Consider the following 21,583-nt stretch of genomic DNA (forward strand, 5'->3'; position numbering starts at 1 on the left):
AGCGATGCGCCGACAGAAACGCGATATGACTGCTCGAGCTTACGAGCGTGGTTATCAGGCAGGAGTATCAGGTCGGAGCAGCGAAAGTTGTCCGCACACAACGGAACAACAGCGCATCAATTGGATTACCGGCTGGCGCGAAGGCCACGCCGATCAGCTGGACGGACTCATCGGCGTTTCAGGAGTGCATCGCCTGCGCATGCAGTGATGCCCGCCCCATGACTCCCGATCTCAAGCTGTCGGGAGCGGTGGAGCTTTACAGCGAGGCCATTGCGGCACTCGATCTGGGCGTGGTTATCTACGAGGCAGTAGACATCGGTGCAGATTTCCGCATTCTCACCATGAACCCCGCCGCCCTTCGTATAAGCGAAGTCGCAGGCTCCGATGTCGTCGGCAAGCTACTCTCAGAGGCGTTTCCCGGTGCCCGGGATATGGGAGTGACCGACGCCCTCAACCGGGTCTTGAGGTCCGGAAAAGCAGAAAAACTCCCAGCCCTGCAGTATTCCGACGCCACACAGAAGACCGACCTTCATCATCGCTGGTTTCAAAACGACATCTACGCCCTGGCCGACCGCCGACTTATGGCGGTTTACAGCGACGTCACAGACGCCAAGCAGGCGGACCGTGATCTGGGAGAACGCGTAAAAGAGCTCCGGGGACTCTATGAGATTCATCGCCGATCCCAGACCGACACCGACTTGGACCAGTATGCCCAGCACGTCTGCGATGAGCTTGTGCGCTCCATGCAGGCCCCTGCGGATGTCCGCGCGAGCCTGGTCATCCATGGCAGGACCTGGTGCGCGGGCAAGGACCCTTGCGAGGGCCCACGCCTGAGAGTGCCCATCGGCGGTGAAAAAAAATCCCCGGGCTCTATTGAAGTTACCTTCAGCGAGGCCACCCCACCATTACCCGAGGAGCTTGAATTCCTCAAAGGCACGGCTTCATCCGTAAGTCTCTGGCTCTCAAACCGAAAAGCCCTCGATAACGCCATTACCCTGGAACGCGTATTAGGTTCCACGGATAGTGAAGTTGCCCTCCTGAACGAACACTTCGTCTATCAGATTGTGAATCCCGCCTACGCAGCCCGTCATGGACTTACCGTGAGCGACATCACGGGCCAGCCCATCGCCAAAGTGCTGGGTGACGAATACCCGAGCAGCGGCATCGAAGAGAAGCTCAAGGAAGCACAGCAGGGAAACAGGGTGCGCTTCCAGCAGTGGCGGGAGACGCCGGAAGGCCCCCGTCGTATCGACGTCACCTTCGCGCCCTATTCCGATACCCAGGTCCCTCGCGGGGTCGCCGTAAGCATCCACGACATCACCCCGCTTCATGAGGCCGAGGCAAAACTCAGGCGCGTGGCAGAGGTGTTCAGCTCTTCCGCCGAGGCGGTGATGATGACTGAACTTGACGGCTCAATTATCGATGTGAATAACGCCTTCACGGAGATTACCGGCTATGCCCGAAATGAAGCCATCGGGGAGACCCCAGAGATCATTTCGTCTGACCAGCACAGCCCGCAGTTTTTCCAGGAAATGTTCCGCATCATCGACGCACAGGGGCGCTGGCAGGGAGAGGTCTGGAACCGTCGTAAAAATGGCGATCATTTTCCTTGCCTTCTTACCGTCTCCGCCGTGCGCGACGAAAAGAGCCGGGTAACCGGCTATGTCGCCAGTTTCAGCGACATCACCACCATCAAACAGAACGAGCACCGCCTGGAACTCCTCGCTCGCCAGGATCCGCTCACGGGACTACCCAACCGCACACATCTTCGGCACACCCTGGACAGCCGCCTGGCGCGCGCGGCACCGGGGAACCGCTCCACCACGATCCTTTTTATCGACCTGGATCAGTTCAAGGACGTCAACGACAGCCTCGGCCACAGCGCAGGCGATGAGCTGCTGAAAGTCTGCAGTAGCCGCCTCCTGGATTCCCTCCGTGACGACGATATTCTTGCGCGGGTAGGTGGTGACGAGTTTGTGGCTCTGCTATTTGATGTTCCCGGCTACGAAAATGTATCGACCATCGCGAGCAAATTGATCGCTGTGCTTGAGGAACCCATCGCCATAGGCGGTGAAACCGTGCGCGTTTCCGCCAGCATCGGTATTTGCCGCTACCCCGAAGATGGCGCTGACACAGAGACTCTCCTGCGCAACGCAGACACCGCGATGTATGCCGCAAAAAAAGCCGGCCGGGGTACCTGGGAATGCTATTCACAAGCCATGACCGATGTAGCAACACGTCACCTGCTGCTATCCGGGGCTTTTCGCGAAGCGCTCACGGCTAACGACCTGGAGATTGTGTATCAGCCCAAGTACGACGCGGATAGCCTCGCCCTCACGGGCTTCGAAGCCCTGAGCCGCTGGACATCGCCCGATTTTGGCAATGTCAGCCCCGAGGAGTTTATCGCCATCGCCGAAAATAACGGTCTCATCGTAGAGCTGGATTACAAGGTCTTAGGTGGCGTTTGCGCACAGTTGTCACGGTGGCGGGCTGCTCGGTTGCTGCCCCCCAAGATCGCGGTCAACGTCAGCGGGCGCACTTTGCAACAGGCGGATTTTTATCAACGGCTGCGCGATATCCTTGAGCACCACGATGTGTCGGGGGAGAGCCTGGAGCTGGAACTCACGGAAACCGCCCTCCTCCCTCAGCCGGAGAAACAGGCAGGTGTTCTCGACCAGATTCGGGCCCTGGGGCTTACCATCTCCATCGATGACTTTGGCACGGGCTATTCGTCCCTGTCCTACCTCCAGCGGCTACCGGTTGCCACGCTGAAAATCGATGCCTCTTTCGTGCGCGAGCTGTCCGTCAGCAAAGACGCCGATGCTATCGCCGAAGCCATCATCGCCATGGCCCGGGCCCTGGATATGGGCATCGTGGCAGAGGGCGTGGAATCCGAGCAACAGGCGCGCTTTTTACGGGAGCGCGGCCCCATGTCCGTACAGGGATTTTTGTACAGCAAGGCGGTCAGCGCGCAAGCCGCCACAGACATGCTGCCGGGCGATGCAAGACACACCGACCGCGGCGAAGCCTTGTTATCCTCCCAGAGCTAACGCGCCCTCTATCTGCGTCCTCTCGTCAGACCCTACGGCTACTCTGAGCCAGATCCAGGAGTTCCCGATTGGCAACAGCGAACATCGCAAAGTCCGGCGAAGCGGTGGTGTGGAGCTCACTGAGCATGTCCTTCCAGCGCTTAAGTAAGGCACTCTCCTGCTCTTCCCAGGCCGTAATACAGGCAACAACGTCACGGTCCTCACAACGCAGACGAAGCACTCCCTGGGCCAGGGTGCACTGCTGCCACTGGAGGTCTTCCATGTACGCCTCTCGGGCCATGGCCTGCCATTCATTCTCGACTTTGCTGCCCAACACCTGAGCACCAAACCAATCCAGCTCCAGACGCTCCCCTAAATGGTAATAAAGCGTTGCAACTTCCATGAGATCATTTTCCGTCTGCGCGGCGACATCCACGATGGCAAGAGCCGTCGCCGCGTGCATGCAACCCGCAACACGGGCGGCGGTCTCGGCGCTGACGCCGGCGTCCACATAATGCTCCAGGCGGGCCTCGTATTGTTCCGCCGCACGACCGCGAAGGAGCTCCGGCAGCGCCACCTGCATTTGGGACACTCCGTGAACAAATTCATCGATCATGCTGGAGGGGGTTATCTGGTGACGACGGTTACGCAGTACCCAGCGCGTTGCTCGCTTCACCAGACGAATAACGTCGAGCATCATTTCTATCTGCACATCGGACTTCACCACAAAATCCAGAGCTTCGATGTCATCCCACAGCGAGGAAACAGCAAAAATATCCATCACCGCCTTGTAAGCACGTGCCACATCAGCCACCGGCGCACCCGTGGCCTTCTGCTGCCGCAGAACGAAGTTCAGTCCCATGCGATTCACGATGTCATTGGCAACCTGGGTGCACATAATTTCCCGGCGAAGACGGTGCTCGGCCATGTCTTCGGGGTAGATCTCCTGGAGTTTGGGCGGGAAAGCCGTGGCCACCGCACTGAGCAAGTGGGCGTCACTACCCAGATCCGAGGCAATCAACTCCTCTTTCAAAATCGCCTTGCTATAGGAAATGAGTACCGAGAGCTCCGGCCGCGTGAGACCAATATCCTGGGTGCGTCGGTCCGCAAGGGCTTCATCCGTGGGTAAAAACTCCAGCTCCCGATCGAGTCGACCGGCGTTCTCCAGGGTGGAAATCAAGCGCCGGTACTCGCCGCTGCGCACCCGTGCCTCGCGCTCCGCAATACTGATGGCCTGTACCTGTCGATAGTTGTTGGCAAGCACCAATTCGGACACGGACTCGGTCATGTCTTCTAAAAGCTGATTGCGGTGTTTCTCCGTGAGATCTCCCCGGGCCACAATGGCATCCAGCAAAATCTTGATATTGACCTCGTGGTCCGAGCAGTCGACGCCCCCGGCATTGTCGATAAAGTCGGTATTGGAGCGACCGCCGATAAGCGCGAATTCGGTTCGCGCAAGCTGCGTGATACCAAGATTACCGCCCTCACCAATCACCTTGCAGCGCAAATCCCGGGCGTCCACACGCAGACCGTCGTTCGCTTTGTCGCCTACATCTGTATGGCTCTCCAGACTGGATTTAACATAGGTGCCGATACCACCATTCCACAGGAGATCCACCTCGGACCGCAGGATGGCACTGATAAGCTCCGTCGGCGTCATCTGGTTAACAGTGATACCGAAGCGCGCCTTCATAGGCTCCGAAATCGCTACGGATTTGGCGTTGCGGCTGAATATGCCACCACCCTCGGAGATCAGGGACGTATCGTAATCCGACCACCCCGACCTGGGGAGTGCGAAGAGGCGCTCCCGCTCGGCGTAGCTTTTCTGCGCATCGGGATCAGGGTCGACAAAAATATGCATATGGTTGAACGCCGCCACCAGGCAAATATGCTGTGACAGCAGCATGCCATTGCCAAACACGTCGCCGGACATATCACCGATACCCACCACGGTGAAATCGGTGGTCGCGACGTTGACATCCATCTCCCGGAAGTGGCGCTCCACGGACACCCAGGCGCCCCGGGCGGTGATGCCCATTTTCTTGTGGTCGTAGCCCACGCTGCCACCGGAGGCGAAGGCATCGCCAAGCCAGAATCCATAGTCATCGGAGAGCGAGTTGGCGATATCGGAGAAGGTCGCCGTGCCCTTGTCCGCTGCAACCACGAGATAGGGATCTTCATCGTCCTTGCACACGGTCAGCGCCGGACGCACGATACGGTCTTCTTCCCGGTTGTCGGTGATATCCAGAAGCCCACGGATAAAGGTCTTGTAACAGGCCACGCCCTCTTCCTGGACTTCGTCGCGACTCATTTCCGGTCGCAGGCGCTTGGCTACAAATCCGCCTTTGGCACCCACGGGTACGATCACCGCGTTTTTTACCTGCTGCGCTTTCACCAGTCCGAGGACCTCCGTGCGGAAGTCTTCCAGGCGATCGGACCAGCGCAAGCCACCCCGCGCAACCTTGCCTCCGCGCAGATGGACGCCCTCGACCTGTGGAGAATAGACAAATATCTCGTAGAGGGGCACGGGCCGCGGAATCTCGGGAATATCTCCGGGCCGCAGCTTGAAAGAAAAGTAGGACTTGCTGTCTCCCAGCTCTCCCTGCTGGAAAAAGTTGGTGCGCACCGTCGCCGTGATCAGCTCTACGTACTGGCGGATAATGCGGTCCTGGCCAAGGTTTTCCACCTCATCCAGAGCCAGAAGTATGCGCTCGCGCACCGCCGCCTCCCGCTGGTCCCGCCACTCGTCATCGCCATCAAACACCGGGGAAAAACGGGTAAGAAATAGCTCGACTATACTGGCAGAAATGGGCAAATGCGCGGCCATGGTCTCGGCGATGTAACTGCGCGAGTAAGGAAAATTGATCTGTCCGAAGTAACAGGCATAGGCGCGAAGCAGAGCGATCTCCCGCCAACTCAAACGACTGCCGAGGAGAAGGCGGTTGAAGGAGTCGCTCTCGGCCTGGCCGTACCAGATCCGGGAAAAAGCATCCTCGAACTCTTCTTTTACCTGCTCCAGATCAATATTTTTAGCCAGGGAATAAATGAGGCTGAACTCCTGGATCCAATAGCGACCCTCTGATGCCGAGCGCACGGGATAGGCCCGCTCTGCCACCACGCGCAGACCCAGGTTCTCCAGAATGGGCAGGACATCGGAGAGTGGCAGGGGCGACCCCATGCGGTAGAGACGCAGCTTCAGGTGATCATCTTTCTCTTCCAGGAGGCGGTAGAGATTCATGCCCAGGCGATCACTGCCGTTAAGCCCGAGAATATGCTGGATATCCAGCACGGCCACCCGGGGATCAAAGTCGTCACGATAACCGGGGGCAAAGCCCTCGCCCAGCTCTCTCATCAGCTGTTCGCCGCGCTCTTCGCCGAACTCTTCCAGCAATCGAAGCCGCAGTCGATCCTTCCACGCTAGGGTTGCCTGCACGATCTGCTCCTCGATTTCATTGACGTCATATTCATGATTTTGTGACGGATCCACACGCAAAACGAAGTACACGCGCACCAGCACAGACTCGGTGAACTGCGTGTTGAACTCCGATTCCTCTGCGGAAAAAGCCCGGGACAAAATGCGCTGGATATTGATCCGCCGTCGCGTGGTGTAGCGGTCCCGGGGCATGTAAAGCAAACAGTTCACAAACTTGCCGTGCGCATCCTTGCGCACAAACAAGCGCGTATGGCGACGCTCCTGAATGCGATTCACCGCTGCGGTTGTCGCGTACAAATCAGCCGTGGACGACTGAAACAGCTCATCTCGGGGCATAAGCTCCAGAACGCGTTTCAGCTCCCGACCGTCGTGCTCCTCTGCCGCGAGCCCCGAAAGCTCCAGCACCTGGCTGACCTTGCGGCGGAGGATAGGTATCTCCGCAGGATCCATGTTGTACACGGCAGCCGTGTAATGCCCGAGAAAGCGATGCTGCCCCGTGACCGCTCCGGCCTCGTCATAGGTTTTGATTTCCACGTAATCCGGATAAGCCTGGCGATGGACCCGCGCTCTCCGCCGTGACTTCCCGAAGCTCAGCTGACGACGATGGGATTCCTCGGAGGCCATGGTCGCCAGGTCGTGCTTGAGGTCCACAGCGCCGCGGGTTTCGAGACCGCGGAGAACACCGAGGTTACAGCTGCTGTCAACGTGAACATCGCTATCCTCAACGCGGAGATACTCGTAGCCCAGGAAGGTCATATGATCGCTGCGCAACCACTCAATAAAAGCGGTTGCCTCGTCGCGAAAATCCTCACTGACGCAGGCGGCGTTCGTGATGCTCTGACGGGCCTCTTCCAGACGCTCACGCATGGCGCCAAAATCGTTAACCACCATAGCGACTTCTTCGAGAATCTGTTCGAGAGTGTCGCGCAGATCATTCAGCTCGCTAAGATCACTGTGTCGCGTAATCTCGAAATACAGCAGACTTTCGGCAGAGGCGTCTGCCTTCTCTTCGCCGGGCGGCAGGAGTGTCTGCAGCTCACCGGCAGCATCACGCTCCACGCGCAGGTTACAACTCGCGAGGCAGTGAATTCCGAGGTTGCGCTGATTGATTTCGCCCCGCACGGAAGCCGTGCAAAACGGCATATCGCGACAGAGTATCGCCACGATGGTGGAGGTGCTTTCCCAGCCATGGCTACTGATCTGGGGATTGAGAAGACGTACCTTCGGCCCCTCACCGGACCAGCTCTGCATAAACCGCAAAAGACCGTAGAGCAGTCCGTAGAGATTGTCGGGAGAACGATCGCGCATGTCTTCCGCAGAGAAACGGCTGAAAAAGGAATCGGAAAGACGACGGAGATCATCCCCATGGGCAGCGTCCGCCCGCCTGGCAACGATCCCTGCAATATCATCAAGCAAAGCCTGCTTGAGTGTCTCCCATGCCATGGCTCGTCCCCCTTCGCCCTTGCACTCGTTGTAACGGTGAGTGTATCGCAAAGGCCATCGTCGTGAGTGAGATAGCGGGGGGAACTTTCCCACATTCTCCCAGTCGATTAGACGTGTCTTCGGGTGCCCCGGAGCGCTTACTCCGCTAGAATCGCACCCTTTCCATGGGGCTTGTGCGAAGCTGCCCCCTGACATTCTTTACGCTGATAGACAAATAACGGGAGAGACCGTGACCTCGAGCGATCTGAGACAACTGGAACAGTGGCTGGACCAGCAAATTATTGGACAGAGCCATCTGGTAGAACGGCTGCTCATCGCCCTCATCGCCGATGGGCACCTTCTCGTCGAGGGCGCACCGGGCCTGGCAAAAACCCGGGCGATCAAGTCCCTCGGCGATGCCTTGGAGGGGACCTTCCACCGGATTCAGTTTACGCCGGATCTGCTTCCCGGCGATGTCACGGGCACGGAAATCTACCGGCCCCAGCAAAGCAGTTTTCATTTTCAGCAGGGCCCCGTCTTCAGCAACCTGGTACTCGCCGATGAGATCAACCGCGCGCCGGCAAAGGTGCAGTCGGCACTCCTCGAGGCCATGGCCGAACGCCAGGTCAGTGTGGGCAGCGAGAGTTACCCCCTCCCCCGCCTGTTTTTGGTCATGGCTACCCAGAACCCCATTGAGCAGGAGGGCACCTATCCGCTGCCCGAGGCGCAGCTGGACCGTTTCCTGTTGCACGTAAAAGTGGATTATCCCGACGCGGAAGCGGAGCGGGAAATCCTCCGCCTGACCCGCTCTGAGGCAGCCAAGGGTGCCGCCGTCGATGCCCCGCAGCTGGCTCAGGACAATGTATTTCAGGCGCGGGAAGAAGCCCTCGCCCTGCACATGGCGCCCGCCGTGGAGGAATACATTGTGCAGCTGGTCATGGCTACCCGAAACCCGGTGCCCTACAGTGACGACCTGGCCCACTGGCTGGACTACGGTGGCAGCCCCCGGGCGACCATTGCTCTGGATCGCTGCGCCCGGGCCCACGCCTGGCTCCACGGCCGAGACTTTGTGTCCCCCGATGACGTCCAGGCCGTGGCTGCGGACGTTTTCCGCCATCGGCTATTGCTGAGCTTCGAGGCGGAGGCAGCGGGCGTACGCAGTGACGAGGTCATTGACGAGATCCTGCGCCTGGTACCGGTGGCCTGATAATCCCATGCTGACGCTGGACCCCTCCCAACCTGCCCGGGGCGCTACGGTGGATATCGCGCGCTTACTGGCGCTGCGCTTCCCTGCGCGCCAGCTGGACATTCGCCGTCGGCGTCGGGCTCTGGCCCAGCTTTCCGGCGGACAGCGTTCAAATTTTCGCGGCCGCGGCATCGAGTTTGAAGAGGTACGAGGCTACCAACCGGGCGACGATATCCGCGCCATCGACTGGCGGGTCACGGCGCGCACCGGCGAGGCCCACACCAAGATGTTTCATGAGGAGCGCGAGCGCCCGGTGCTACTGGTGGTCGATCAACGCTCGTCCATGCAGTTTGGCACGCAAAACTGCTTCAAAATCGTCCTCGCGGCTGAGTTGGCGGCACTCCTTGCCTGGAGTGCTCTGGGTAGCAATGAGCGCGTAGGTGGTTTTCTCATGCGTGACAGGGACCACTGGGAAATGCGTCCCCGCAACAGCCGACGCACGGTCCTCGCACTACTCTCCGCCCTGGCCGAAACTCCCGCCCCCGCGGAGGCCGGCACCGTGAACAACCGCTTTAGCACGCTCCTGCGCAGTGTTCGCAGAGTGGCGCGTCCGGGTTCCAGCGTATTTCTCGTGAGCGACTTTGAGGGAGCTGAGGAGGACGAGGCCCGCGAGGAATTTTTTCAATTGGCGCGCCACGTAGAGGTCACGGCAATCCACTGCAGCGATCCCCTGGAGTCACAACTGCCCCCTGCGGGTCGCTACAGCGTCACCGATGGCCACGCGCGCGCCGAGTTGGATACGGGAGTCGCAGGATTGTCCCAGCGCTTTTCCGAGCTCTACAGCCAGCGGGTCGACAGCTACCAGGCGCAGCTTCAGCGTCTGGGGATTCCCATGCTTCGCGCCAGCACCACTCAGGCACCCCTGACTCTCCTGAGAAATATCTACGGGAGCACCCAGGCATCACCGGACGCGGTAGCGACCCATCCCCCGACACCGTCAGAAAGCCATGGAAGCTGATGCCATTATTGACATGCTCGAGCCCCTGCGCGAGCCCGAGGCAGTCTCCTGGTGGCCACCGGCGCCGGGATGGTGGCTCCTCGCGGTGTTAGCACTGGTCCTGATGATCTATGGCCTGATCCGCCTGTGGCGCTTTCACCAGCGGGCCGCACCCCTGCGGGCGGCCCGGCGGGAATTTCAGTCTCTGGAGGTTGCAGTGCTGTCGGATGCGGAGCGCGCAGCGGCCTTGGGAGTACTCCAAAGACGTCTGGCCATCAGTGTCGCCGGCCGCAGGGCCTGCGCCGGCCTGACAGGACAGGCCTGGGCCGATTTTTTAAACTCCCTAGCAAAAGGCCGGGGGCCCTATTTTGATGCCACCCTCGCCGATATCGCCTACGGGCCCGAGGTCAGCGCCCAGGACTGTGAAGATGCGCAGGAAGCGACGCGACGCTGGCTCCGGGAACTGGAGCGGCCCCGATGATTACCTTCCTATGGCCCTGGATGTTGCTGATGTTGCCCCTGCCCTGGCTCGTGCGCCGCTTTGCACCGCCGCGCACCGTCGAAAGGCCGGCGCTGCGGGCACCGTTTTTTCGCCACTGGCAGAGCCTCGCGGATAGAGACCAGCAGTCAATCGTCAGCACCGCGCGCCGCGTCCCCGCCGTCGCGCTATGGGTGATCTGGCTGTCGCTGCTGCTGGCCGCCGCGCGTCCCCTATGGGTCGGTGATGCCATCGAACTGCCCAACAGCGGCCGGGATCTCATGCTCGCCGTTGATATTTCAGGCAGCATGCGCGTCGAGGATATGCAGGTGGGCAACCGCATGGCCCGACGTATTGATGCGGTGAAACAACTGGGCAGCGACTTCATGTCCCGGCGCAGCGGCGATCGCCTGGGGCTGATCCTCTTCGGTAGTCGCGCGTATCTGCAATCGCCCCTGAGCTTTGATATTCAGACCGTGCAGCGTTTTCTTCTCGAGGCACAGATTGGTTTTGCAGGTCAGGAAACCGCCATCGGTGATGCCATCGGCCTCGCGGTCAAACGTTTGCAGGAGCGGCCTGCCAGCAGCCGCGTGCTCGTCCTGCTTACCGACGGCCAGGACACCGCAAGCACCGTGGATCCCTTGGAAGCGGCCAATCTGGCGGCGGATCTGGGTGTCCGCATCTACACCATTGGTATCGGCGCTGACTCTCTCACCCTGCCGGGCCTCCTGGGCTCTCCCCTGGGCGCACGGACGGTGAATCCCTCGGCGGATCTCGATGAAAGCACACTTATTGAGATTGCCAGGAGCACCGGTGGTCAGTATTTCCGCGCCCGGGATCCCGAAGAGCTGGCCACGGTCTACCGGCTGCTTGATCAGCTCGAACCCCTCGAAGTGGAAAAAGCCCTCTATCGGCCGCAGCAGTCCCTGAGCGCCTTGCCACTGCTCATCGCTATCGTCCTGAGCTTCGCATTGGTGATCCGCTACCTCTGGCAACATCGGGCAGCCCGGTCAGCCGCGGCAACGGCGGGAACCGCCGCGAGGGCAGTCCATGACTGAAGTCCTCAGTAACTTTCATTTTTTGCGGCCTCACTGGTTGTTATTACTCCTCCCCTGTCTCTTACTGGGCGCGCTCCTTTGGCGTCAGCGGGGACAGGAGGCAAGCTGGTCGCGCATCGTGGCGCCGGAGCTTCTTGAACATCTCATTAACCGGGAGACACTGCGCAAAGGACGCAGCGGCCTTCCCGCCTTGCTTGCTGCCTGGATCATCGCCGTGCTGGCCGCGGCGGGCCCCAGCTGGCAACAGCTACCCCAGCCGGTGCTGCAAAAGCAGGATGCCCTGGTGTTGGTGCTGGACCTGAGCTACTCCATGCTCGCAACGGACTTACAGCCATCGCGCCAGGATCGTGTGCGCCGCAAGCTCCTGGATTTACTGCGGGAACGACGGGAAGGCCTCACGGCACTCATCGCCTATGCCGGTGATGCGCACATTGTTGCGCCCCTGACGGACGATAATCCGACCATTGCCAATCTTCTGCCGGCTCTCACTCCAGAAATGATGCCCCTCCCCGGCTCGAATCCTGTGGAGGCCGTGGAGCGGGCCCTTGCGCTCCTGGACTCCGCTGGCGTGCGACGGGGCCGTATCCTGCTGGTGACCGACGGCATTCGAATCGGCGATCTTGCACCCCTGCAAAACCTTCTTGCGGGCCAGCCCCGGGACCTGGCGGTTCTGGGTGTGGGAACGCGGGTTGGCGCGCCCATTGCCCTGCCGGGCGGAGGCTTCTTGAAGGACGAGAGTGGAGAAATCGTGGTGCCCGCCCTTGACGAGGAATTCCTCCGGAATCTCACGGAAGACACCGGTGGCCGCTATCGCACCATGACCGTGGACGATAGCGATCTGCAGACACTCCTGAGTCAAACGGACCGGGTGGACGATGACGACACCATCGCTCTGGATCGACGCGCCGATCGCTGGCAGGACATGGCCCACTGGCTGGTGCTACCCCTGCTGCTCGTCGCATTGGGCAGTTTTCGCAAAGGTTGGGTCTACGTCCTGCCCCTGTTTGTGAGCGTTTTTCCCGCGCAACACAGTGAAGCCTTTGAGTGGCAGGATCTCTGGTTGCGGGCTGATCAGCAGGCCAAGCGCGCGCTTACCGAGGGCGATGCGGAGCGGGCCGCAGCGCTGTTTGAGGATCCTGCCTGGCGCGGCACCGCCGCCTTTCGGGATAAGGATTACGCGACGGCCGCCGCATCTTTTGGCGCAGAGGACAGCGCGGATGCCTGGTACAACCGCGGCAATGCCCTTGCCGCCGAGGGCGAACTCGAGGCTGCTATTAACGCGTATAAGCAATCTTTAGAACGCGCCCCGGACCGGGAGGATGCGCAAAAGAATCTGGCAATACTCGAGCAACTCCTGGAACAGCAGCAACAGCAGGAGCAGCAGGGTGAACAGGGAGATTCCCAGCAACAGCCTCAGGATTCCGACGGCAACCAGGAACAGCAAAGCGGCGACGGCAATCAGGAAAACCAGCAGTCGCAGCAATCCCAGGGCAACTCTGGCGCGCAAAACAGCCAGCCTGAGGGCTCCAGTGACCAGTCCCAGTCCGAAAGCGGAAACGAGCAAGGCGATGAGGAAGCGAACAGTGAGCAAGGTTCCCAGGGTAATAGCGAACAGTCCGAGGAAGCCTCCCGGCGTCCCATGCCTCAACCGACAATAGACAACAGTGCGATGCAGGAAGACCTGGAGAAAGACCAGGCCATGCAGCAATGGCTGCGCCGCGTGCCGGATGATCCTTCGGGCCTGCTGCGGGAGAAATTCCGTTTTGAAAGCCGCCAGAGACAGCAGCAAGGAAAGAGACGTGACACAAAAGAGATCTGGTAAACAGGCCCCGGGGTGGGTGTTCTGGCTCCTGATAGCGCTGGCCATGCCGGCACAGAGCGCCCTCGAGGCATCCCTGGATCGTTACAACATCGCCATGGGCGACAGCGTTCGCCTGTCCCTGCGAAGCGACGACGGCAGTGATCCCAGCGACGCGGATTTGACGGCGCTAAGGGAGCATTTTGAAATCATCCAGAGCTCTTCCAACATCAGCACCCGCATTATCAATGGTGAACGGAGCCAGACCCGCGAGCTGACGTTGGAATTGACGCCCCTGCGCGAGGGCTCTCTGGTCATCCCGCCCTTTGAAGTCGACGGCAAGCGCAGTGAGGCGCTGTCCGTCACCGTCGGACCGGAACCGACGCTGCAGGCCACGGATGAGGCTGTGATTTTTGAAGCGGAGGTGGATCGCTCGAAGGTGTATGTACAGGGGCAGTTATTGCTGACCCTCCGCGTGCAGCAGGCGGTCAACCTGGATTCCCGCAGCATCAGCGAGCTCGATATTCCCAATGCCTACGTTGAGACCCTGGGCCAGAATTCCTTTCAGCGCACCATCAACGGCCGGCCCTGGTTGGTGCATGAAATCCGCTACGCGATTTTTCCCGAATCGAGTGGAGAACTGGTCATCCCCGCCCAGACATTCTCCGGGCGCATTGCCTCGGGACGGCGCACGCTCTTTGATACGCGTCCTGCGGGAAGACTGCTGCGACGACGGAGCGAGGAGCTGGTGATTCCCGTCCTGCCCCGGCCGGATGAATATCCGGCGGCAACCTGGCTCCCTTCCTCGGATCTGCGTATCGAAGAGCAGTGGTCCGGCCCCCTGGATCAGCTGCGTATCGGGGACTCCATCACACGCACGATCACCGTGACCGGTGAGGGTCTCCAGGGCGCACAGCTGCCCCCCATCGACGGCAACAGTGCGAGCGGGCTCCGCGCCTATCCCGATCAACCTCTGATCAACAATGTGAACTCCGACAAGGGCGTCACGGGTATTCGCAGTGACAGTCTCGCTCTGGTGGCGGTTGAGGATGGCGTTTATGAATTGCCCGCTCTGGAAATACCCTGGTGGGATACAGAATCCGACAGCCTGAAAATTGCGCGCCTGCCGGCCCAGCGACTCACGGTTCTCCCCAGTCCCGGTGCGGCGCTCAATACCGGCGATACCCCCGCGGCTTTACCGGGCAATGCCTCCCCGGCGGTGGCTGCACCGGCTGCGGGGCAGCTTCAGGGCAGCCCATGGCCCTGGATTGCAGGATTCTGCGCCGCGGGCTGGCTGGTGACGACGATCCTCTGGTGGCGCCGGGGGCAAAGACCCGGGTCGCGCCCAAGCGAGACATCCACCGTGGAACCCGATCCACCGCGGCTATTGGACGCCTGCAAGCGCAATGATCCCAGGCTCGCTCGCGAGGCCCTGAGGCTGTGGCTGAGGGAGCAGGGTCACAGGGGTTCCATGGAGATCTGGCTGAGGGAGCAGGACTCGGCCTCCCTGCGGGAGGCGGTTCAGGAACTGGAGCGCCATCTCTATCGCCATTCCCTGTCCGACGGGGACAATGCTGCCAAGGGAGCAGCTGCGCCCTCATCAGAGCCCTGGGATGGCAGTGCTTTAGCCGCCGCTATCCGCAGCCTTCCCAAGAAGGCGAAGACGCGCCGCAAAGACAGTCCCCTGCCCCAGCTCTACCTAAGCCAGTGACTTGCTGACCACCTCGAAGACGTCGGGAGACAGGGAGGGGAGCGCCGAGAGTCGCTGTAATTCTGCATGCATCAAGTCGCCACCCGCGGCGTAGTTTTTCCAGCGGGTGAGGGGCGTTAATAGGCGGGATGCGATTTGCGGGTTCTGCGCATTCAAAGACTCCACGACCTCACCCAGCAATTGATAGCCCGCGCCGTCAGCGCGGTGAAAATTCACGACGTTGGCGTTGGCGAAGCCGCCGATCAAGGCGCGAATCTTATTGGGATTACGGCTGTCGTAGGCCGGGTGATTCATCAAGCCTCGCACCCGGGTGACAGCGTCGCCATGGGTGATTTCGGCCTGCACCGTGAGCCAGTGATTCATGGCCAGGGCCTCATCGCCAAAGCGCTCGTAAAAATCATCAAGGAGCGCCGCACCCAGAGACTCCTCGCCCTCGCGTAGCACTGCCCGAAGAGCCACAAGGCGGTTCGTGAGGTTGTCCGAGGCGTAGTAATAATCGGCGGCCGCGGCAACACCGCTCTCGTTTGCCGTCGCCAGATAATCCAGGGCAACGTTCGCCAGGGCCCGGGCACCAATCTGCTCCCCGGTCGCCGCATAGCTTTCTGTTACGCGCGACGCCTCAAACAGTGCTGCCCAGTTGTCATGCAGCGTGCCGGCGAGGGAGCGTCGCAAACTCTCCCGGGCACGGAAAATGCCCTGCACGTCGGCCGTGCCACCATGGCTTGCGAGCTCTGCGAGGTAGGTTTCCGAGGGCAGACGCAGCATATCGGCCTGCACGGCGGGGTCCAGAGACTGACTGCCGATGGCTTTCACCGCCGCTTCCAACAGAGGATCCAGAGACTCATTGTCAGGATGAGCCTGCAATGCGTTGAGCGCCGATACCATCAGTTGCTGCATGGCGTCCCAGCGTACGAAATCGTCCCCGTCGCGACTCACAAGCTGAAGCAATTGTTCCCGGGTGTAGGGATAGTCCACGCGCACGGGAGCAGAGAAGCCCCGCAACAGGGAGGGTGTCGGACGCTCGGGCAGCCCCGTAAAACGATACACCTGGGTGGGCTGATCCACGATAAGCACCCGGTGAGTGTTGTCGTCTGTCTCGGTGTTTTCAGGCTCACCTTCGAGAGTTATCCGTAAATTGCCAGCATCACCCAAAAGGCCCATGGCCAGGGGTATCACGAGAGGCTCCTTTTCGGCCTGCCCCGGTGTCAGCGGCGTCTCCTGGGAAACAGTCAGGGTATAAACACCCTCCTCCTCGTCCCACTGGTCGCGAATCGTAAGTTCCGGCGTCCCCGCCTGGGAATACCAGCGCTTGAAATCGGAAAGATCCCTGCCCGAAGCGTCTTCCATGGCGGCCACGAAGTCGTCACAGGTGACGGCCTGTCCATCGTGCCGCTCAAAGTAAAGGTCGCTGCCACGACGGAAGTTCTCCTCCCCCACAAGGGTCTGGATCATGCGCACGACTTCGGCGCCCTTCTCGTACACCGTGAGAGTGTAGAAGTTGGAGATCTCAATAAATGACGCGGGCCTCACGGGATGCGCCATAGGCCCGGCGTCCTCGGCAAATTGGAGGGTGCGCAGGGTCATGGCATCCTCTACGCGCTTGAGAGACCGGGAGCCCATATCCGCAGAGAACTCCGCATCCCGAAACACCGTAAAGCCTTCTTTCAGGCTCAGCTGAAACCAGTCTCTGCAGGTAACGCGGTTTCCTGACCAGTTGTGAAAATACTCGTGAGCAACAATGCTCTCGATACGCTGGTACCCGAGATCCGTGGTGGTGTCGGGAGCCGCCAGTACGCAGGAGGTGTTGAAAATGTTGAGGCTCTTGTTTTCCATGGCCCCCATATTGAAGTCGTCGACGGCCACGACGTGAAATACATCCAGGTCGTATTCGCGACCAAAGCGCTCCTCGTCCCAACGCATGGAACGTTTCAGGGAGTCCATGGCGTGAGCGCACTTATCCAGATCCTTTTCCTCCACCAGAATAATCAGGCGCACCTCGCGGCCACCCATCGTGGTGAAGCGGTCTTCTACGCGCGCCAGATCCCCGGCAACCAATGCAAAAAGATAGCTGGGCTTGGGATGGGGGTCTTCCCATACGGCGCGATGGCGACCATCGGCGAGGGTTTCCCTATGCACACAGTTGCCGTTGCTCAGGAGTTCCGGGCAGGCCTGTGCATCCGCATCGATGGTCACGGCATAGGTCGACATGACGTCGGGCCGGTCGAGGAACCAGCTTATCTTGCGGAAGCCCTCGGCTTCACACTGCGTGCAAAACAGGCCCCGGGACCGGTAGAGCCCCTCGAGAGAATCATTGGACTGGGGAAAGATGCGCGCCGTGGTTTCGAGAATCCCCGTCGCCGGCAGCCCATCGACGCGCAGGCTTTCATCGTTCAGGTCGTAGCGCTCAGCGCCAAGGCTTTCTCCATCGACCGCCAGAGACACCAGCTCCAGTTCCTGACCGTTCAAGATCAGCGGCGTAGCCTCCGGCCCCTTGGACGCGCGCTCAAAATGTAGCCGCGCGTGTACCAGACTGTAGTCATCAAAGAGCTCAAAGTGGAGCTCCGTATGACTGATCTTGTAGGCCGGCGGCTGATAATCGCTGAGAAAAATAGTCTTTGGCTGCCCATCCCGCATATCAGTTCTCCGTCGATTGGGACAGTGCGAGCTCATAGCCCGCATGGCGCCGCATATTGATAACGCCGGTATCCAGAATCAAATACTGCCCTTTGATGCCCAAGAGCGTGCCCGCTACTTCGGGCATCTTATCGAAGGTCATGGACTTCACCTTGGTGGGATACTCAAGTACCGGGTACTCAATACTCGTTACCGTATCGTTTTCCAGGGCAGTGATCGCGTCGATGCCTCGCTCTGCGCGAAGCTCTTCGATGGTGGACGCACAGGCCTCGGATAAACGCGCAGCCTCCGCTGAGAGATCCAGGGGATCGTTGGCCCCCTTGAGCATGCGCTGCCAGGCGGTCTTGTCCGCCACGTGAGCGGCAAAGGCTACCTCGACAAGGCCGGAGTCCAGGCGACTCGCCACGCGGTAGACCGGCATCGCCTGACTGGCGCCCTGATCGATCCAGCGCGTAGGGACCTGCGTTCCCCGGGTGATACCCACTTTTAAGCCCGAGGTGTTCGCAAGGTACAGAAAGTGATCCACCATGCAGTTTGCATCACCCCACTCAGGCTCGCGGCAGGTGCCGGCGGCATAATGGCATTTCTGCGGGCTCATGATGCAACTGTCGCACTGGGCCAGACGTTTAAAACAGGGATAACAGTATCCCTGGTTAAAACTCTTCTTGGTTTTGCGACCGCAGTGCACGCAGTGGATCGCGCCCAGAAAACTCAGACTGATAGACTGCCCCAGGAGGTCATTTAGAGGTACTGCATCTTCACCCAGAGGAAGGGCGTAATCCACGGAACCGTCCCTCAGGGCGGTTTTCATTTTCCGAATGCCGCCCTCCCCCAGGGAAATGCTCATTCTGTGCCGTCCTTGTTTTGATCAGCCCAACGTAGCTGCTGTGTGTCTCCCTCGCCGCTGACACCGGCCTTGGCTTTCTTGCCTTTATCGATAAAGCCAACCCGCTGATCTTCGGGCAAATGCTGCTGCTCCCAGGCAATGACCGCCTGTAAGCTGTGCTCCCGCTGCTCCGGGGTCAGGGGCTGGCCATCCGGCCAGCGGCCCGTTTCGATGCCCTGACGCAGGCGCGCAACGATATCGGGGCTCAGCGTGTCTATCAGCGTCTGGTAATCCATGCGGCCTCCCGTAAAAAGAGCGCGATTATACGCAATATCAGGAGCGGTTCCTGTAGAGCAGGGCAAAGGCGCCACCGATGGCAGCGCCACTGAGCAGTCCACCCACATGGGCGGCGTTGGCCACGGAAAACCCCAACACATTCACTAGACCCACGAGACATACCACCAGCCAGCCCACCATAAACAGCATGATCGGTGTCGCGGGTGCCAGATGCCGCCAACGAGGATTGATCTGTCCTGCCACCCAGGCAAATCCCAGAAACGCATAGACCACCCCGGACAGTCCCCCAAAGAGCACGGAACCCGAGACCGTATGTTGTGAAAAGTTGGACAGCGCCGCCGTCGCCAGAAACAGCCCCAGAAGATTGAAACTTCCCAGAGCGCCCTCGATACGTCGCCCCAACTCCCAGCACCAGAGACTGTTGAACACGATGTGCATCAGGCCGAAGTGCAGAAACGCCGGTGTTACGAGGCGCCAGATCTGCCCCTCTGCCGGGGAAAACACCGGGCGCCCCCCCTGCAGGGTGAAGGGCTCATAGGTGAGAGCCGCCACCCAGCTTATGGGCGCATTGAGGTATACCAGCAGAAAGCCGCAGATGCTCAGGGCAATAAGCCCCAGGGTGACAGGAGCGCCGGCAATAATGGCGGGTAAATTTGAAGGCCTTGCTGTGGGCGCCGGTGCGGGGCGCAGGGTCACGCGCAGTTCCCCATCCTGCCAGCGCCGGAGCAGGCTTGCAGCACGCTCGCGCTCTTCGGGCACGGCAAGGAGTAGCACCTGCGCGCCGTCTTCCTCGACGATGCGATGAGCAATCTTCTGCTGCCAGAGCAATGCGCTGAGAGGGCGCAGATCCTCATCAAGAGCGCCGCGATAAAGAGCTTCAGACATCTAGTCGACCAGCGCGCCGCTCCAGCGCAGCTTATCCCGACAGCTGGCATAAAAACTGTGCCCCGGGGGATGCAGCAAGGTCAGCACCGCTGGGTTTCGTCGCAGGAGCACCGAGTCACCGGGCCGCGCGGTCATGTTCACCTGACCATCGCAGGTGACCGGCGGATGGATGCGATTGCGCGCCAGCACATCAATGCGTATCTCGCTATCACCGCGGATGACAATGGGCCGACTGGAAAGGGCGTGGGGAAACATCGGTAGCACCAGCAGCGCATCCAGGGACGGATGCATGATTGGCCCGCCGCCGGACAGGGAATAGGCCGTAGACCCGGTGGGCGTGGACACGATGAGGCCATCCGCCCGCTGACGATTGACAAACTCGTCGTCGATATAAAGCTCAACCTCGATCATCTGAGCCGAGGTGCCGGAGTTAACGACTACGTCGTTGAGGGCATCACCCTCGGCGACGGTCTCGCCATTGCGCTGCACACTGACGTCGAGGAGAAACCGCTCTTCGCTACTGAAATCGCCACTCATGACCGCGGCGATCTGCTCGCGAACACGATCCGGACTGATATCCGTAAGAAACCCCAGGCGCCCGCGGTTGACGCCGAGCATCGGCTTGCCGTACTGGAGCATCTCCCTGGCGGCACTGAGCATGGAACCATCGCCGCCAAGAACGATGATCAGATCGGCGTGGGCACCGATGCTGTCCCGGGTGTGGGTATCACCGCCGTCGGATGTCAGCTCCCCAAAACGGTCTTCGAGGAGCAAAGTGGCGCCGGCATCTCGCAAGGCCCCGATCAACTCTTCCAGGACCGTTTCGATGCCTTCCTGGCGACTTCGGCCCACCACCCCAACCTGGGAAAATACTCCGGGCATGCAATTCACTCGCGGCAAAGACGCCAGTATACCCAGCCAGACCTGCGCGGGGTATGGCTGCCCGCGCTCGGTCACTCCTCACGCGAACCCAGCCCTACTTGCGCTGGGGTCTGACGGTGGCAAACTACGCTTTTGTTTGTGGCCTTACGTTGCCGTTTCAAGACATAGGAACCTGTCCATGCACGCCATCAAAAAACTGACCCGAGCAATCGCTGTCGCCATCACTCCTCTCGCGCTGCTAAGCGCCTGCGCCGAGCAGCCCAGCATCCAACAGGGCGAAGGAGCCGAGACCATTTTAGGAGGACTTGCGAAGGTCGATAACTCCAGGGCTGATCTTGCCTATGTCGACCCCAATGCGGATTACGCGCGCTACACCAAGGTGCTTATCGAGCCCCTGGACCTGGACAATGTCGAAATTGTGCAGCCGGACGCCACCCGCAGCATGGTGAATCGCTATAACCGCGAGTGGGAACTCACCGATGAGGATAAGGCCAAGCTCCAGACCGCCTTTAACGACGCCATGGAAAAAGCGTTGCAGGCTGGAGGCGCTTTTGAGATAGCCAGCGATGGCGGCGACGATGTAATCCGTCTGGAGGCCATGGTCACGCGCATCGCACCTGTGGCGCCCAAGGATGACATGCAGTCTCGAACGACGGCGCGCTCCACGGTGATCACTCAGGGTGGCGGCAGCATATCCGTTGCCATCATGTTGGCGGATGGCGACAGCGGGGAACCCCTGGCCATCATCAAAGACTCCCGCAGCAGCATGAACAGCAATATGTGGTCTGTGAACAACAGCGTGACTAATATGGCGGAGGTACGGCGCAACTTTAGCAGTTGGGCCAAGCAGATCCACGACGGCCTGCTCGCCATGCAGGCCCGCGGTAACGCCGCCGCGGAGTAAGGCTTAACCCCCGCGAGGGCTGGCGTCTCCCCCGGGTACTGAA

General features: G+C 60.3%; 15 protein-coding genes. 9 read left to right on the forward strand and 6 right to left on the reverse strand.

Going from position 1 to position 21,583, the window contains the following annotated elements; genetic code table 11:
* Nucleotides 1–25: 25 nt before the first annotated feature.
* Together rmf and KT71_RS19725 are read left to right on the forward strand one after the other, a co-directional pair.
* Nucleotides 26–208 carry a ribosome modulation factor gene (gene rmf, locus KT71_RS11050; RefSeq protein ID WP_434780713.1) on the forward strand — a complete coding sequence of 61 codons (183 nt, stop codon included), beginning with the start codon at nucleotides 26–28 and terminating at the stop codon, nucleotides 206–208.
* 10 nt (nucleotides 209–218) lie between these two features.
* On the forward strand, nucleotides 219–3,050 hold the full coding sequence (locus tag KT71_RS19725) for an EAL domain-containing protein (protein ID WP_008295318.1): 2,832 nt from the start codon (nucleotides 219–221) through the stop codon (nucleotides 3,048–3,050).
* Nucleotides 3,051–3,075: 25 nt separating this feature from the next.
* Here the strand turns inward: KT71_RS19725 and KT71_RS11060 are convergent, their stop codons facing one another.
* Nucleotides 3,076–7,905 (reverse strand): NAD-glutamate dehydrogenase, encoded by a 4,830-nt coding sequence (locus tag KT71_RS11060; protein WP_008295317.1) that lies wholly within the window; start codon nucleotides 7,903–7,905, stop codon nucleotides 3,076–3,078.
* A gap of 229 nt (nucleotides 7,906–8,134) precedes the next feature.
* On the opposite strand from KT71_RS11060, the gene KT71_RS11065 reads away from it, so the two are divergent.
* Genes KT71_RS11065 through KT71_RS11090 form a run of 6 tightly spaced genes read left to right on the forward strand, consistent with a single transcriptional unit; the run spans nucleotide 8,135 to nucleotide 15,112 of the window.
* Complete coding sequence (locus tag KT71_RS11065; protein ID WP_008295316.1) at nucleotides 8,135–9,091, forward strand: AAA family ATPase; 957 nt, start codon at nucleotides 8,135–8,137, stop codon at nucleotides 9,089–9,091.
* A 7-nt stretch (nucleotides 9,092–9,098) separates the two neighbouring features.
* Nucleotides 9,099–10,088 (forward strand): DUF58 domain-containing protein, encoded by a 990-nt coding sequence (locus KT71_RS11070; RefSeq protein WP_008295315.1) that lies wholly within the window; start codon nucleotides 9,099–9,101, stop codon nucleotides 10,086–10,088.
* Nucleotides 10,078–10,548, forward strand: coding sequence for a DUF4381 domain-containing protein (locus KT71_RS11075; RefSeq protein WP_008295314.1), 471 nt, complete (start codon nucleotides 10,078–10,080; stop codon nucleotides 10,546–10,548). The genes KT71_RS11070 and KT71_RS11075 overlap by 11 nt, the downstream gene beginning before the upstream one ends.
* The gene (locus KT71_RS11080) at nucleotides 10,545–11,603 is read left to right on the forward strand and encodes a vWA domain-containing protein (protein WP_023659626.1); all 1,059 of its coding nucleotides are present in this window, start codon (nucleotides 10,545–10,547) and stop codon (nucleotides 11,601–11,603) included. The genes KT71_RS11075 and KT71_RS11080 overlap by 4 nt, the downstream gene beginning before the upstream one ends.
* Nucleotides 11,596–13,425 (forward strand): VWA domain-containing protein, encoded by a 1,830-nt coding sequence (locus KT71_RS11085; RefSeq protein WP_023659627.1) that lies wholly within the window; start codon nucleotides 11,596–11,598, stop codon nucleotides 13,423–13,425. The genes KT71_RS11080 and KT71_RS11085 overlap by 8 nt, the downstream gene beginning before the upstream one ends.
* Nucleotides 13,403–15,112, forward strand: a complete 1,710-nt coding sequence (locus tag KT71_RS11090) for a BatD family protein (RefSeq protein WP_023659628.1) — start codon at nucleotides 13,403–13,405, stop codon at nucleotides 15,110–15,112. The genes KT71_RS11085 and KT71_RS11090 overlap by 23 nt, the downstream gene beginning before the upstream one ends.
* Here KT71_RS11090 and pepN read toward each other — a convergent pair.
* Genes pepN through KT71_RS11115 form a run of 5 tightly spaced genes read right to left on the reverse strand, consistent with a single transcriptional unit; the run spans nucleotide 15,101 to nucleotide 20,636 of the window.
* Complete coding sequence (gene pepN / locus KT71_RS11095) at nucleotides 15,101–17,746, reverse strand: aminopeptidase N (RefSeq protein ID WP_008295310.1); 2,646 nt, start codon at nucleotides 17,744–17,746, stop codon at nucleotides 15,101–15,103. The two genes, KT71_RS11090 and pepN, sit on opposite strands and share 12 nt — an antisense overlap.
* Nucleotide 17,747: 1 nt before the next feature.
* Nucleotides 17,748–18,593, reverse strand: a complete 846-nt coding sequence (locus tag KT71_RS11100) for a DUF2797 domain-containing protein (protein WP_008295309.1) — start codon at nucleotides 18,591–18,593, stop codon at nucleotides 17,748–17,750.
* Complete coding sequence (locus tag KT71_RS11105; RefSeq protein ID WP_008295308.1) at nucleotides 18,590–18,868, reverse strand: YeaC family protein; 279 nt, start codon at nucleotides 18,866–18,868, stop codon at nucleotides 18,590–18,592. Before KT71_RS11105 ends, KT71_RS11100 begins: the two co-directional genes overlap by 4 nt.
* 37 nt (nucleotides 18,869–18,905) lie before the next feature.
* On the reverse strand, nucleotides 18,906–19,754 hold the full coding sequence (locus KT71_RS11110) for a rhomboid family intramembrane serine protease (protein ID WP_008295307.1): 849 nt from the start codon (nucleotides 19,752–19,754) through the stop codon (nucleotides 18,906–18,908).
* The gene (locus KT71_RS11115; RefSeq protein WP_008295306.1) at nucleotides 19,755–20,636 is read right to left on the reverse strand and encodes an NAD(+) kinase; all 882 of its coding nucleotides are present in this window, start codon (nucleotides 20,634–20,636) and stop codon (nucleotides 19,755–19,757) included.
* Between the two features lie 178 nt (nucleotides 20,637–20,814).
* On the opposite strand from KT71_RS11115, the gene KT71_RS11120 reads away from it, so the two are divergent.
* Nucleotides 20,815–21,540: a DUF3313 family protein gene (locus KT71_RS11120; RefSeq protein ID WP_008295305.1), complete on the forward strand. Its 726-nt coding sequence runs from the start codon at nucleotides 20,815–20,817 to the stop codon at nucleotides 21,538–21,540.
* Nucleotides 21,541–21,583: the final 43 nt, after the last annotated feature.

It is taken from the genome of Congregibacter litoralis KT71, from assembly GCF_000153125.2.
GTDB classification, from domain to species: domain Bacteria; phylum Pseudomonadota; class Gammaproteobacteria; order Pseudomonadales; family Halieaceae; genus Congregibacter; species Congregibacter litoralis.